Here is a 14,174-nt window from a genome sequence, read left to right on the forward strand (position 1 = left end):
TGTGGTTAGCATTTTTACTGTACAATGCTCCGCAATTTTTCCTGTTCCTATTTGAGAAGTAATTATGGCGATTAAAGCAACGGTATATAAAGCCTCGGTACAGGTGTCTGATATGGATAGACATCATTATCAAGGATACGACTTAACCTTGGCATTGCATCCGTCTGAAACGGAAGAGCGGATGATGGTACGACTTGCTGCTTTTGCCTTGTTGGCCGATGAAAAAGAGGGCGATGAGCAATTAAGTTTTACCAAAGGCATCAGCACAGAAGAAGAGCCAGATCTTTGGCAGAAAAACTTTTCCGATGAGATTTTACTTTGGGTGGAGTTGGGTCAACCCGATGAAAAACGTTTGCGTAAAGCCTGTGGTCGTGCTCAGCAGGTTGTGGTAGTGAATTACAATGACAAATCAGACATTTGGTGGGAACAAAATCGAGGTAAAAATAGCCGTTTTGATAACCTACGTGTGTTGCAATTTCCAGAGCATCAAGTGCTAGCGCTGGCCAAAATATGTGAGCGTTCAATGCAATTAAATGTGACCATTCAGGATGGTGAAATGTGGGTTTCTGGTGAGCTTGGGGAATGTGCGTTAACACCAACATGGCGTGGCGAGCAATAAGCTCACCACGTCCTTTCTGTTATACCGCTTTATTTAATGCGCGCTGAAATAGCGCCACGGCTTTGCCGTAATATTCTAGAGCCAATGCCGGATCGTATCGATCGCCTTCGTCACGCATAAAGGCATGTTGACCATTGACTTCGTACCAGGTGAATAATCGGTCTGTATCGATCAATTGCTGATAAATTTTCTTTCGCCCCTCGGTGGGCACGTGTGGGTCTTGCTTCCCCCAAACCATGACTAATTCGGCCTGTATTTCGTTCGTGCGGGTAAAGGAATCATTGCCTTCTTGGCAAGGAATGGTGTTGGAATGAATGTCAGTTGCGTACAGACAAAAAGTCGCTTGGATACGAGGGTTTAAAGCGGCTCGATACGCCAGATGGCCACCTAGACACACTCCCATACTGCCGAATTGGCCAGTGCAATAATCTTGCTGCTCAAAGTAGGTTAGCATAGCGACGGTGTCAGAATCGTGTGATTCCAGAGGCTTGGTGAATTTATCATTGTTGCCTTTGTCTTTGCCTTCGTCATCATAGCCGAGTACGGTGCCGATCGGATTCAGTTCATGGAATACTTCCGGAACGATGACAATAAAACCGTGTCCGGCCATGATGGCGGCGGAACGAGCAATCGGGGCTGTTTGTTGGAAAATTTCAGAATAAAAAATAATGCAAGGAAAGCGACCTTCCGCTTGAGGTCGATAGACGGTGCAACGCATTGTACCGGTTGGCGTGGTAATATCTTGGTCGTGACGCTGAATGATCATGTGAGTCCTTAAAGGCGTTGTTGCTTTCTTACATGATAAGCGACCAGCCTTGATTGAGCTAGACGCAAAGCATGTCGTCTTATGGTGTGTTTCTATTAACTGAATAAATAAATGGTCCCGTTGTGCGAATTTTAATCATCAGTGCTTACGAAGCGAGCAGTCATAAGGTTTGGGCCAATGCGTTAATGAGCGGCCTTAATCAACATGATTGGCAATATATCTCGCTGCCAGCTCGCCACTTTGCTTGGCGTATCCGTGGGAATGCCATGAGTTTCGCTTTCGATCCCAAGTTTAAAGACGCATTGCAAAAGCCGTACGATTTGGTCATTGCGACCTCCATGACCGATTGTGTCGGGCTAAAAGCCTTTTGTCCTGATCTGCAAAACATTCCTTGGATTCTATATTTCCATGAAAATCAGTTTGCTTATCCAGCGAGTGATAACCAGCAAGGTTTGATCGAGATGCAAATGGTGACCTTATACAGCGCTTTGGCGGCGGATCTTTGTGTGTTTAATAGTGCGTTTAATCAAACGTCTTTTTTTCAAGGGGCGAAGGCGCTGCTGAAAAAACTGCCGGACTATGTGTCACCGGATTGGTTAACGAATACGGAAACAAATTCACAGGTCATCCCTGTGCCAATTGAGTGGCCGAGTCGCTCTCTGCTGAAAAGGTCGTTTGGTGTAGATCGCCAAGCTGACATTTCTACAGAGTCCGCTAAGCTGAAAATTGCTTGGTCAGCGCGTTGGGAATTTGATAAAGGTCCAGAGCGATTGTTTGCGATTCTACAAGCATTGGAAACAACGGATTTGGACTATGAAGTGGCTATCATGGGGGAGCAGTTTCGAACTGTGCCGGAGATTTTTACTCAAATACAGCATCAGTTTTCACACCGTATTACTCAGTTTGGTTACGCCGAAAGTCGAGATCAATACTTTGCTATATTAGCGTCATCAGACCTTTTTCTCTCCACCGCTTTACATGAATTTCAAGGTCTGTCTGTATTGGAAGCGGTGGCAGTAGGCTGCGTTCCTGTTTTGCCTAACCGTCAAGTGTATCCTGAATTGTTTGGCGCTGAATGCTTGTATCAAAGTCATCTCAATGATCTGGAAAAAGAAGCCAGCAGTGCGGCTAACCTAATACAATCTTATGCTCAACACCTCATAAAGCCGCCTGTCGTGACGAACTTTCACCTAGATAATGTGTTGGCGCGTTATTATTCATTGATTCAAAAATTTGCCCCTTAATGTATATACATTAAAGTTTATATCTTGTCATTCTTAGTGTTTTTGTAAATAAAATACTGCCGTATTATTAAACCTACAAAGGTACGAAATAGTGCAAAAATTGTTTTTTGCGCTTTATTTGTGCGATTAATCCATGTTAAAAACCAATTTGAAAGTAAAAAACAAAAATAAATACGATTGGTCTGTTAAGAAATAAGGCAAAAATCTACCTTCTTGAGTTGTATATACAAATTGGTGTGATTTTTGCTTTTCTTGATGTGAACGATCACTTTTAAAGGAAATCCGTTATGAATACGAGCGATCTTAAAGCGAAAGAGTTGTCTTGGTCCTCATTGATTAAGCTGGTGGTGTTTAGTGCCATTGGTCTGTTCTTCTTTTTTGTTCCTATCCAAATCGCAGGAAAAGAAACTATCCCGTTAGATCACATTGTCTCTTGGATACGTGGTCATCATCTAGAATTGGCTAAGCTTTACGCATTGCTTGCCGTGGTCGCTGGTGGGCTTTACCCTTTTTATAAAGGGAATTGGCGAGCCTCTACCACACAGATAGTCTTGTCTGTACTGAAATTACTGGGTGTCGTAATGGCGTTTATGGCATTTTTGTCCATGGGGCCAGATTTCTTGTTTGAGAAAGATATGCTGCCATTCCTATTCGACAAATTGGTGGTGCCTGTTGGGCTTATTGTGCCGATTGGCGCGGTATTCTTAGCTTTTTTAATCGGCTATGGTTTGTTGGAATTTGTCGGTGTGTTGTTGCAACCCATCATGAAGCCTTTGTTTAAAACCCCTGGTAAATCTGCTATTGATGCGGTGGCGTCTTTTGTGGGCAGTTATTCGATAGGTTTGCTAATCACCAATCGCGTTTATAAATCGGGTCAATATTCGGCCAAAGAAGCCGCTATTATAGCAACCGGTTTTTCAACGGTATCGGCCACCTTTATGGTGATTGTGGCGAAAACATTGGGGCTGATGTCGGTTTGGAATGTATTTTTTTGGTCGACGTTACTCATTACGTTTGTGGTAACCGCTATCACAGTGCGAATTTTCCCCCTTAGTAAAATGGACGATACCGCCGCCAACCGAGAAACGGAAAACTTTGAGCATTCACGGTTTAAGCAGGCCTTGATCGAAGGGGTAGACGTAGCCACTCAGGCAGACAGTATTGGCACGAACATTTGGAAAAACTTGAAAGAAGGTATGGTGATGGCGATGAGTATTTTGCCTTCTATTATGTCCGTTGGTTTGTTGGGCTTGTTGTTGGCCAAATACACACCGATTTTCGAGTGGTTGGGTTACTTGTTGTATCCGTTTGCATGGATTGCGCAATTGCCAGATCCTATGATGGTGGCGTCCGCTTCTGCAACTGGCTTAGCTGAGATGTTTTTGCCCACCTTAATCGCGGCGAAAAGTGTGTTTGTGGTGAAATTTGTGGTGGGTGTTGTATCGATTTCATCGATTCTATTCTTCTCTGCTTCCATTCCTTGTATCTTGTCGACAGACATTCCGCTCAACATTAAGCAAATGTTAATGGTGTGGTATCAGCGTGTGGCATTGACCATATTAATGGCTTCTCCTGTCGCCTTTTGGGCAGAGCAATTTGTCGGCTAGAGTGTCTTCTAATGCTCTTTTGTCGGGTATTTTGATGGCGTAAAACAAAAAGCAGGAATACGTATATTCCTGCTTTTTTGGTGGAAGAGACGAGGGCTTCTACAAATCTGCTTCGATGGCACTGACCAGTATTTCATTGTCCGGTGTGGTATCCGGTGCAAAACGGGCTATGTCACCATTTTTAGTGATGAGGAATTTTTCAAAATTCCAAACCACTTCTGGAGCAGCGGTTGGCTCAATTTGATGCTGCTTAAGCATACTTTCCATGGCTTCACGGTTTGGTGTGACAGGGACAGCTTTGATTAAGTCTTGATATAAAGGGTGCTTGTCTTCACCGGTGACAACCAGTTTGCTGAACATGGGGAAGGTGACGTCATAGGTAAGGCTGCAAAATTGTTGAATCTCTTCATCGGAACCGGGTTCTTGTCCTGCGAAGTCATTGGCAGGAAAGCCTAAAATTTCAAAACCTTGTTGGTGATATTTTTTATAAAGTGCTTCTAATCCTTCGTATTGAGGGGTTAAGCCACACTTTGAGGCCACATTGACGATGAGTAATGTTTTGCCTTGGTAGTGGGATAAATCGACTGGCTCGCCTTGAATGTTGTTAACGGTATGGTTCAGTACGGTACTCATTCTGCTCTCCTTCAGATGCCCCTGCGATATTGGGCGAATATGGTGTTGGTTAGCGTATCTCACTATCGCTACTGGATCAGGGTATCAATGCGTAAACAATGCTACTTTTTCATTTTAAAGGGTTTTAGATCTAAACATCGCCCTTGCATGGCTTTGGCGTCTTCTGGGTCATGTGTGACCAATAAGGCTGGTATATTTGACTGGCGAATTTGCTCTAGTACAAAGGCTCTCACGTCACGACGCAGGGCGGGGTCGAGTTTGCTAAAGGGTTCATCCAAGAGTAGGTAGTCCGGTTCAGCTAATAAGGTGCGCAGTAAAGCGACGCGTGCTTGTTGTCCGCCAGACAGTTCTGATGGCAAGGCATTGGCTTTGTCAGGAATGCTCAGTTTTTCTAACGCTTGTAATGCCTTTTGTTGGCGCGTTTTGCTCGGCATATGCGCAGGTATGGCGAAGAGTAAGTTCTCAATGATGCTCATATGAGGGAACAGCAGTGGCATTTGTTGCAACAATCCCACTTTGCGTTTATTGGTTGGGCGATCCTGTAAGGCTTGCTTGTCCAAATACACTTGACCGCTGGCGTTAAGCGAGCGGTTTAAGGTGCCGCTTAAAAAGTGCAATAGGCTGGATTTTCCTATGCCACTGGGGCCCATGATCGACAAAACTTCCCCAGGCTGGATCTGAAAGCTTAGGTCTTGAATCAGAGGTTGCTGACCTAGGGTTAATGAAAACTGATTTACACTAAGCACGAGTCGTCCTTATAAAGAGAGAGTTAAAGGCCAGTCGCCATCTCGTCCAGCGTGGTGGCACCACCAACGCAAGCCAAAAGACGAAAATAGGAAACAGAGTTTGTAACAACGCCATACTGCCCACTTGCTTTCTGTCACTGGATGCGGCCCGTGTTACCGCTTCGGTGGTTAAGGTGCTGTAACGTCCTTCACCGGCAATCAGGGTGGGAAGGTACTGTGCCACACTGACCGAAAAGCCAATGGCGAAAGCGGTGAACAAAGCGGGTTTAAGCATGGCCAGTTTAACCGTGAGGTAATTACGCCAAATACAGGGCTTGAGTCGATTTGCTTGTTCGAGATAGGCCTGATGGTAAGCCAAATACGGGTTTTTTAGTGTGAGGTAGACGTAAGGTAACACATATAAAAAATGCAGCATCATCACGGTGATGAGATCACCGTTTAGGTTGAGGTGGATTAACAACACATGTAGGCCAAATAGAAAGCCAATTTGTGGCAACAAGATCGGCACGTAGATAAGCCAATCAAAAACATGTGATGGTCGGTTTGATGAGTATTGTGATGGGCCATGACTCACGCGTTTGATTTCTAACATGATTAGGCTAATCACGCTCGCCAGTAACGTGCTAACCAGTGCAATGAGCAGTGTGTTGTTGGTGAGTTCCATTAACAAAGGTGTGGCGCGTTCTATATTGTCCAATGTCCATGTGGCAGGGAAAACATCCGGGAAGCGCCAGCGTTTGGTCAGAGACCAGATGGGCAATATGACCAGAGCCAGCAGACCAACCAGCAAACTCAAACACGCCAACATGGCGCCAAGGGACAACAGATAATCAGACAGCCCTCGTCGTTTGCCGTTACTTCGCTCAGCACGAGTCAGTTTTGCTAAGAAACGATGACTTAACTCCCAACCGGCGAGCACGAAGACAATCACCAGCATTAAACTGATGGCGCCTGCGCTGGCATTAAATCGCATTGTTAAATCAGGATCATTAAACCAGCGAAACAAGGTAACGGCTAAGGTAGAAGGAGTATTTGGACCAATAATCAATGCCAAATCCACCACCGTTAGGCTAAAGCTAATGACGATAAATAAAGGTAAACGGATTAAAGGGTAAAGTTGGGGAATCAAAACCTTACGCCAAGCGGTAAAACGACCATAGCCTAGTGATTGACAAGCTTGCAAGCTGTCGCGTGCTTGAATGCTTTTCATGCTGGCCAGCATCACAAAGAGTAAGTAGGGCATCTCTTTTATGACTAAGGCAAATATCAGAGAAAGCCCATAAGGGTCTTGCACACTGATCCAATTCGGTGGTCGTTCAAAGCCGGTGAGCCATGGGCTGAATAAGCGTACTAGCCAGCCAGATGGGCTGAGGAGAAACACTAAGCCGATTGCTATAGCAGCATGAGGAATGGCCAAAATAGGCGCAAGAAGGTTTTCAATGGGCCTAAAAAACGGCTTTTCATACCCCCAAGCTAATAAGGCTAGAGCCAGCCAAAGAGCAATAATAGACGCTAGAATGCCAGTGATCAGAGTGAGCTTGAGGCTGGCGAAAAATTCGGTGTGACTGAACAGATTCTGCCACGCGGCGAAAGAAAATTTGGTTTCCCCAAGTGGCGGAAAATAGTGAAAAGCAGGCAGTAAGGTGCCAACCAGTCCGGCTAAAATGGGCAGAAGTAATAAAGCGCAAATTAGCCCAGTGGTCATACGACGGTATTTGGTTGGCATAAAACAGTGATATTCCAGAGCAAAAATTGAAAAAAGCGTGTTGATGAAATGGCATTTCTCAACACGTGAGTTCGTTTATTAGTAAGCGGTGTTAATGTGCATAACGCTTACGCCATTCTGTCTCGAGCGCGCTCACCCAGCTGCTGTGTGGTTCTGGTAGGGTTTGGCCAAGCTCTTCAATGGATAACGTGGCGATACCGCGCGGTAAATCATCAAATTTTTGCTGATCTGCCGTACTGAGTTTGTCATAAGACAAGACACTTAAATCACCCCAAACCGTCGGGGTTTGTTTGTGGATCTGAGCTTCTGGTGACAGTAAAAAATTGGCCACCACTTGCGCGCCTGCGGTGGCGCTACTGTTATAGGGAATGGCTAAGAAATGAGTGTTGCCTATGGTACCGCCTTGGAACACATAAGAGCGAACCGTATCTGGCAAATTGCCTTGGTCAATTTGTACCGATGCAGCAGAGACATCAAAACTCAGTGCCACATCGATTTCTTGGTCATCGAGTAAGCGCATCATTTCCTCAGAACCAGAGGGGAAGTTTTGACCGCGGCGCCAAGCCACAGGGTGTAATTGGTCTAAATAGGCCCAGAGTGGCGCGGTGACTTTTTTGAAGTCCACTTGATCAACCGGTTGTGATAAGACTTTGCGATGGGGAGACAGTTCGTAAAGTGCTTGTTTTAAGAAAGTTGAACCCAAAAATTGTGGTGGTTCAGGGTAAGTAATGCGTCCTGGATTGTCCTGTGCGTAAGCCAATAATTGAGCCATGGATTTGGGCGGTGTCGACAGTGTGGCTGTGTCATACATAAAAATGACTTGCGCCATACCCCATGGGGATTCCATGCCGTCTACCTGAGTACCAAAATCCTGAGTCAAACTCTGACGGGCATTTTCGTCAATGTAGCGTTGGTAGTTTGGTAAAGCTTGGCTAAAAGGCCCAAACAAGAGTTGATTGTCTTTCATGGCACGAAAATTTTCGCCATTTAACCAGATAAGATCAATAGAGCCTTGTTTGTCTTGTCCTGCCGCTTTTTCGGCTAATACACGGTTCACCGCATCGGCCGTGTCGGTAAGTTTTACTTGTTTTAAGGTGACTTGATATTGGTCTTCAATACGATCAGCGGCCCATTGAATATATTGATTAATGTTGTCTGCACCACCCCAAGCATTGAAATAGACGGTTTGACCTTGAGCTTCTTGCTGTATGTCTTGCCAATCAGCCTTGGTGATTGGGGATGTAAATAATAAAGCGCTGCTGATGGAGGCGGCTAGGATGGACTTGATCACTCTGTGCTCCTGATTTTTGTGGTGAATGTCACATGTTTAACGTGCTATTAGGATTTAGACGTACCACATGAGCCATTTATTACACTGATTTTATTATAGTATTTGGTTTTTATTAACACGGTGATTTAGCGTAACATGGACGAATTTATTTTGTGAGCCAAGGTTATTATTTTAGTGCTCCATCAAGTTCGAGGTTGTATGTCTTACCAAATTTATTCTCACGTCTTACCCAGTGCTTCTCCCGGTACTCAACGAGTACTGAAAGCGCATCATTTTGGAGAGGCTGGCGCTCGTCCTAAAATATACCTTCAAGCGGGTCTTCATGCCGATGAATGGCCCGGTTTTCTAGTGTTGAATAAGCTGATCGCCAGGTTGAAAAAAGCCGAGCAAGCTGGGTGGATTAAAGGTGAAGTGATTATCGTGCCGGTGGCGAATCCGATTGGCTTGGCGCAGAATTTCCATGGCTATATTCCTGGTCGTTTTGCTTTTTCTGATGGCGGTGGCAATTTTAATCGTAACTGGCCTCGGTTAGGGGAAAAGGTAGAGAAGCGCATTAAGGGAGATGTGGCCGCTGAAACCGAAGTGAATGTATCCATAGTGCGTCAAGCAATTCGTGAAGAATTGGCTTTGTTACCAGAAATGACGGAGTTGCAAGGGATGAAAAAGACCTTATTGGCTTTGTCGATGGACGCGGACGAAGTGATTGATTTGCACTGTTCTGGTGAAGCTTGTATGCATGCTTATGTACCGCAAGAATTTGAAGACTATTTCAAACCTTTATTAGGGCTTTTAAATTCAACTGTAGGTCTATCTGAACTGGAATCCGGCGCGGCGTCGTTTGATGAAACCAATGTCAGTGTTTGGCGCTCATTAAAAGCTCATTATGCGCATTTAATTCCCTGGGGATGTCGTTCTTTGACTGTGGAATTACGAGGGGAAAATGACATTAGTCATGAGTTTGCAGACCAAGACGCGCAGGCTTTGTACGATTACTTGATATATCGAGATGTCATACAAGGCGTTGTTGTAGAACCCGATGTGTCGGCTGTTAACTATTACCCATTGGATGCCATGGATCTGGTGAAAGCGCCTTGTGCTGGGATTGTCTGTTATCACAAAGCCATCGGCGAGTCTGTGGAAGCGGGTGAAGTGATTGGTGAGGTGGTGAATTTACTAGACGATGATGTGGAAGCGTCGCATTATCCATTAGTCTCTCGTGCCAACGGCGTGTTGTTTGCCAGAGTGCAACGCCGTTTGGTGATGTGTGGCGAATCCATTGCTAAGATCGCGGGTAAAGAACATCTCGCTCACCGTGAAATCGGTCATTTATTTGAAGACTAGGCCTGTTATTTTGACCGATACTCCATTTTCTACCCAGTCACTGAATTTAACCCCTGAGCAATTGGCGGTGGTTCATCATGATTTGCAGCAGCCAGCGAAGGTCATTGCGGTGGCGGGCGCAGGTAAAACCACGACACTCATCTCACGTATTGAGTATTTATTATCGCAAGGCATAGACGCGTCACAAATTGGCGTCTTTATGTTTAACAAAAGTGCGCAAGAAGAGTTTTCCCAACGCCTGAGTCAGCGACTCCTGCCACAAGGGATTCGCTCACCGAGTGTGATGACCTTTCACGCTTTTGGTATGCGCTTTTGTCGTCGCTTAGAGCAGCAAGATTGGTTGGCATCCGCTAAATTGCTGACAGACGATTTTAGCTTAATTAAGTTGTTGCGAGAGGCCATGTCACGGCTGTTAAAGCGCGGCGAAAAAATCACCATTCAAGATGAGAAAGAGTGGTTGGAAGACGTATTACTTTTTATTGATCAAGTAAAAGCGTCGAACTTGTCAGTAAATGATGTGTTTGAGCAACTGGGTTGGTCGAAGGAACGCCATTTTTTTGTGGCTCTGTTTGACGAATTAGAAGGGCTGCGCCAGCGCCAGAATATACGTTTTTTCGCCGATTTGTTAAGCGACCCTTATCAATTGGTTAGTGATTTATCTGAACCAGATTTACAGCGTGTGCGCGCTTTAGTCCCCAATTTTCAATATTTATTGATTGACGAATTTCAAGACATCAATCCTTGTCAGTATGAATTGTTAAAACGGCTTTACCCAGTGCCTTGTCAATGGATGATTGTGGGTGATGTGCAGCAATGCATTTATGAATGGCGTGGCGCTAGCCCTGATATTATGGCGCGTCAATTTGATGCGGAATTTGCCAGCACAATAACCTACCCATTGAGTACCAGTTTTCGCTTTGGTCATGCTATCGGGCTAATGGCGTCAAGTGTCATCAGTGAGAATGATCCCGAGGCGTTAGTGGTGGGGCTTGGTGAACGGACACGGGTGTCTTTTGCCAAATCGCCAAAAACAGGTAAAGCCTTATTAGGGGAACTAAAAGCTTGGGTTGAAGAGGGCAAAGCTTTAACTGACTGTGCTGTTTTAGTGCGTTTATACAGTGATATGGTACCAGTGCAATTGGCGCTGATGCACAAAGCCGTGCCGTATCAGTTACATGGTGATTCGCCCTTATTAGAGAACCGCCAAATTCGTATGTTAATGGCGTATCTCGCTGTGATGGCGGGTGGCCTTGAAGTAGCAAGTCATTTTTTTCATACCGACGATGTTGAGTATCTATTAACGGTGCCCAGTTTAGGTGGCGCGGTGGCGCAACGGCGGCAGCTGATTCAGCAAGCGAAACAGTCGCCACATTTGTTTCCGCAGATTGTTGAAAACATGGCCGATGCGAGTGATGGTTGGCGTGCGAAGAAGCTGTATGAAAGAGCGGATTGGTTGCGAAGTTTAAGTGCATATCGCAAGGATCCAGCGCAAGGTTTGGTGCATACGATGGAAAAGTTGGGAATTTATCGCTATTTCGAAAGTACCAGTAGTAAAGACATACAAGCACAGGAGAAAATCGCTACCTGCGAGGCGTTTATTGCTTACGTGCGAGGGGTTGGAGGCGATGCAGCGAGCATTTTACAACAACTTGCCAGCCTCAACGAAAGCCAGTCTGATGTGGCACAAGGTGTGCATCTGATGACGATCCATAAATCCAAAGGCTTGGAGTTTGGGCAAGTACTTTTGTGTGGATTGCAGGAAGGTCGGTTTCCGTATTATGAAGAAGACTTGAGTGCGATCGACAAGCAAGCAGCCAATGAATTGGCGGCTGAGCGGCGTTTATTCTATGTAGCCATGACGCGAGCACGTCAGAAACTGGTGCTATTGGAAACACCGAGTGCGGAAGAGAACAAACAAATGAAGCTGGGGAGCATTCCCCGAGCCGGTTTAAAATCGTTGTCATTATCCCGTTTTATATTTGAGGCTCAGCCTCATGCGGTCAGCCAGATTTGCGAGGCTTGGTATCAGGCTCGCAATGGTGATGTGATTGATACGGAAAAAGGCTCTGTTTTTCAGCGCTACTTGGCGTTTGTTCAGCCTTCTCCTGATGTCACTTTTCGTCATAAAGTGGCTGGTAAAGGGCGACTCAAGCCGGGGGACAAGGTACGTCATGATCAGTTTGGTCAAGGGGTGGTTGTCCGACAAGAAGAAGACGATAGGCAGATGATTATTGTTGATTTTGGCGAAGCCGGGTTGAAGCGATTTAACCCAAAACATACGAAATTAGTGAAGCTTTCTTCACGGAGTTAATCCGTAACAGGAGACGTTATATGTCCATTCCACTCATCGATTTAGCCAAATTAACGCATCAAAGTGATTCAGTACGCTTAGCAGAAGTGAAAGCCTTAGATAAGGCTTGTCGTGAAATCGGCTTTTTCTATCTAACCAACACCGGAGTGTCTGCGTCTTTGACGAAGGCGTTGATGCGCGAGGCAAAGCGTTTTTTTAACCAGCCTCAAGAGGTTAAAAATGCCATTGATATCAAAAACAGCCCTAATCACCGAGGCTATGGCAACATTGGTGAAGAACAGCTTGATGAAGTGACTCATGCGGACTGGAAAGAAACCTTTGATATGGCGTTGGATTTTCCAACAGATCATCCTTTGGTATCAAAATACCCGACCATGTATGGGCCAAACCAAAACCCAAGTGATCCTGCCACGGTTGAAGTTTTGCAAGACTATTACGTAGAGACGTTTCAGGTGGCGCAAAAATTATTAACGGCCATGGCACAAGCCTTGTCTCTAGAAGATGATTTCTTTACTCGTTGCTTTACTGATCACGTCACTGTGCTGCGCATGATCCACTATCCGCCACGTCCTGAAGCGGCTCATGATAATGGTGCTGGCGCACATACAGATTATGGTTGTGTGACCTTGTTGCTACAAGATCAAATTGGTGGTTTGCAAGTGAAAAATCGCCATGGTGAGTGGGTGGATGCTACACCAATAGAGAATGCTTTAGTGGTAAACATCGGTGATTTAATGCAGCACTGGACAAACGACGAATATGTCTCGACCGCTCATCGTGTGCGGGCATCTTTACCGGATGTGCATCGTTATTCTTTTCCATTCTTTGTTGAGCCTGACTATGAGACGGAAGTGAGTTGTGTGCCAAGTTGTCAGTCTGAAAGTAAGCCCGCTAAGTATGAAAAAGTTCTAGCGGGAGATTGGATTCAATCGCGATTTGATGCCACTTATGCGTATCGAGAAGACAAGCACTAAAAAGTGGTTGTTAGAAGCGTTGACGGTCAGCAATGAAATTGAGCGCGCTACGCGCTCAATTTCATTAGATCGGGTAGCGCTTGAATCTGATATTGATTGCCTCTGATTTTCGCAATATGCCCTGCCGGTACCAATGTCCAGCCTTGATTGGACAGTTCTAACGGTTCGGAACCAATGACAATGTGGTTTTCAAATGCTTTGCAGTAGAGGCTGGGCGCTTGCTCGTCACTGGAAAAGCGAATGGCGATCATTTCATCACCGTTGGATACCACAGAGGTAAACCTCAACGGTTCTTGAATGTCTTTTTGCTTCATGATGTCGAGAATCTGTGCCAAGGTGTCGGCAATGGCTTGTTCTGGATCTTGCTCCAAACCATTGGCAATCATCAATAAGAAAATCACTTCAGAGTCGGTTGCTCCTTGGCGTTCACCATAGAGGGATTCTGGAATCAGTCGATCTAGCTGATAACGAATGGATTCATAACCTCCAATTTGTCCGTTGTGCATGAACAGCCAGTTCTTATAGCTGAATGGGTGACAGTTAGAGCGGCTGGTGGCGGTGCCAGTGGAGGCACGAACATGAGCAAAAAAGAGACCGCTTTTGATGTGTCTCGCGAGACTTTTTAGGTTACTGTCGCTCCATGCTGGCAGTATTTCATGATATAAGCCTGGTTCACTACGCTCATCATACCAACCTAAACCAAAGCCATCGGCATTGACGGTCACTTCGGATTTTTTCGCGCTCAGACTTTGGTGAACGAGTGAATGCTCCTGTTCAAATAACAATGACTCAAGGTACACCTCGCTCCCTTGATAGGCCATCCAACGACACATATTGCTCTCCTGACTGCAAGAAGCCGATAAGGCTAGAAAGATAAAAGGGAAACGATATGTCTCCCTTTTGCTCTGCAGGTATC

12 protein-coding genes are annotated in these 14,174 nt (G+C 45.4%); 6 read left to right on the forward strand and 6 right to left on the reverse strand.

Going from position 1 to position 14,174, the window contains the following annotated elements:
• The first annotated feature begins 64 nt into the window (after nt 1-64).
• Entirely contained in the window at nt 65-619 is a 555-nt protein-coding gene (locus ACHUFM_RS08600; protein ID WP_394181423.1) for a YaeQ family protein, read from the forward strand.
• A 19-nt stretch (nt 620-638) separates the two neighbouring features.
• Here the strand turns inward: ACHUFM_RS08600 and ACHUFM_RS08605 are convergent, their stop codons facing one another.
• Nucleotides 639-1,385 (reverse strand): dienelactone hydrolase family protein, encoded by a 747-nt coding sequence (locus ACHUFM_RS08605; RefSeq protein ID WP_394181425.1) that lies wholly within the window; start codon nt 1,383-1,385, stop codon nt 639-641.
• Nucleotides 1,386-1,507: 122 nt separating this feature from the next.
• On the opposite strand from ACHUFM_RS08605, the gene ACHUFM_RS08610 reads away from it, so the two are divergent.
• Nucleotides 1,508-2,629 (forward strand): tRNA-queuosine alpha-mannosyltransferase domain-containing protein, encoded by a 1,122-nt coding sequence (locus tag ACHUFM_RS08610; RefSeq protein WP_394181427.1) that lies wholly within the window; start codon nt 1,508-1,510, stop codon nt 2,627-2,629.
• Between the two features lie 287 nt (nt 2,630-2,916).
• Nucleotides 2,917-4,236 carry a YjiH family protein gene (locus ACHUFM_RS08615; RefSeq protein ID WP_394181429.1) on the forward strand — a complete coding sequence of 440 codons (1,320 nt, stop codon included), beginning with the start codon at nt 2,917-2,919 and terminating at the stop codon, nt 4,234-4,236.
• A 99-nt stretch (nt 4,237-4,335) separates the two neighbouring features.
• Here ACHUFM_RS08615 and ACHUFM_RS08620 read toward each other — a convergent pair whose 3' ends face one another.
• From ACHUFM_RS08620 to ACHUFM_RS08635, 4 genes are all read right to left on the reverse strand, one after another.
• Entirely contained in the window at nt 4,336-4,869 is a 534-nt protein-coding gene (locus ACHUFM_RS08620) for a glutathione peroxidase (RefSeq protein ID WP_394181431.1), read from the reverse strand.
• A gap of 101 nt (nt 4,870-4,970) precedes the next feature.
• A complete protein-coding gene (locus tag ACHUFM_RS08625; protein WP_394181433.1) occupies nt 4,971-5,615 on the reverse strand; it encodes an ATP-binding cassette domain-containing protein in 645 nt (214 codons plus the stop codon).
• Nucleotides 5,608-7,341, reverse strand: a complete 1,734-nt coding sequence (locus ACHUFM_RS08630) for an ABC transporter permease (RefSeq protein ID WP_394181435.1) — start codon at nt 7,339-7,341, stop codon at nt 5,608-5,610. Before ACHUFM_RS08630 ends, ACHUFM_RS08625 begins: the two co-directional genes overlap by 8 nt.
• A 91-nt stretch (nt 7,342-7,432) precedes the next feature.
• The gene (locus ACHUFM_RS08635; protein ID WP_394181437.1) at nt 7,433-8,632 is read right to left on the reverse strand and encodes an ABC transporter substrate-binding protein; all 1,200 of its coding nucleotides are present in this window, start codon (nt 8,630-8,632) and stop codon (nt 7,433-7,435) included.
• 198 nt (nt 8,633-8,830) lie between these two features.
• Between ACHUFM_RS08635 and ACHUFM_RS08640 the strand changes: the two genes are divergently transcribed.
• Genes ACHUFM_RS08640 through ACHUFM_RS08650 form a run of 3 tightly spaced genes read left to right on the forward strand, consistent with a single transcriptional unit; the run spans nt 8,831 to nt 13,258 of the window.
• On the forward strand, nt 8,831-9,973 hold the full coding sequence (locus ACHUFM_RS08640; RefSeq protein ID WP_394181439.1) for a succinylglutamate desuccinylase/aspartoacylase family protein: 1,143 nt from the start codon (nt 8,831-8,833) through the stop codon (nt 9,971-9,973).
• A 10-nt stretch (nt 9,974-9,983) separates the two neighbouring features.
• Nucleotides 9,984-12,284, forward strand: coding sequence for an ATP-dependent helicase (locus ACHUFM_RS08645; RefSeq protein WP_394181441.1), 2,301 nt, complete (start codon nt 9,984-9,986; stop codon nt 12,282-12,284).
• 20 nt (nt 12,285-12,304) lie between these two features.
• A complete protein-coding gene (locus ACHUFM_RS08650) occupies nt 12,305-13,258 on the forward strand; it encodes an isopenicillin N synthase family dioxygenase (protein WP_394181443.1) in 954 nt (317 codons plus the stop codon).
• 47 nt (nt 13,259-13,305) lie between these two features.
• On the opposite strand, the gene ACHUFM_RS08655 is transcribed toward ACHUFM_RS08650, so the two are convergent.
• On the reverse strand, nt 13,306-14,091 hold the full coding sequence (locus ACHUFM_RS08655; RefSeq protein WP_394181445.1) for a class II glutamine amidotransferase: 786 nt from the start codon (nt 14,089-14,091) through the stop codon (nt 13,306-13,308).
• Nucleotides 14,092-14,174 lie beyond the last annotated feature (83 nt).

The organism is Marinomonas posidonica (assembly GCF_043643765.1).
In the GTDB taxonomy this organism is placed as follows: Bacteria; Pseudomonadota; Gammaproteobacteria; order Pseudomonadales; family Marinomonadaceae; genus Marinomonas; species Marinomonas posidonica_A.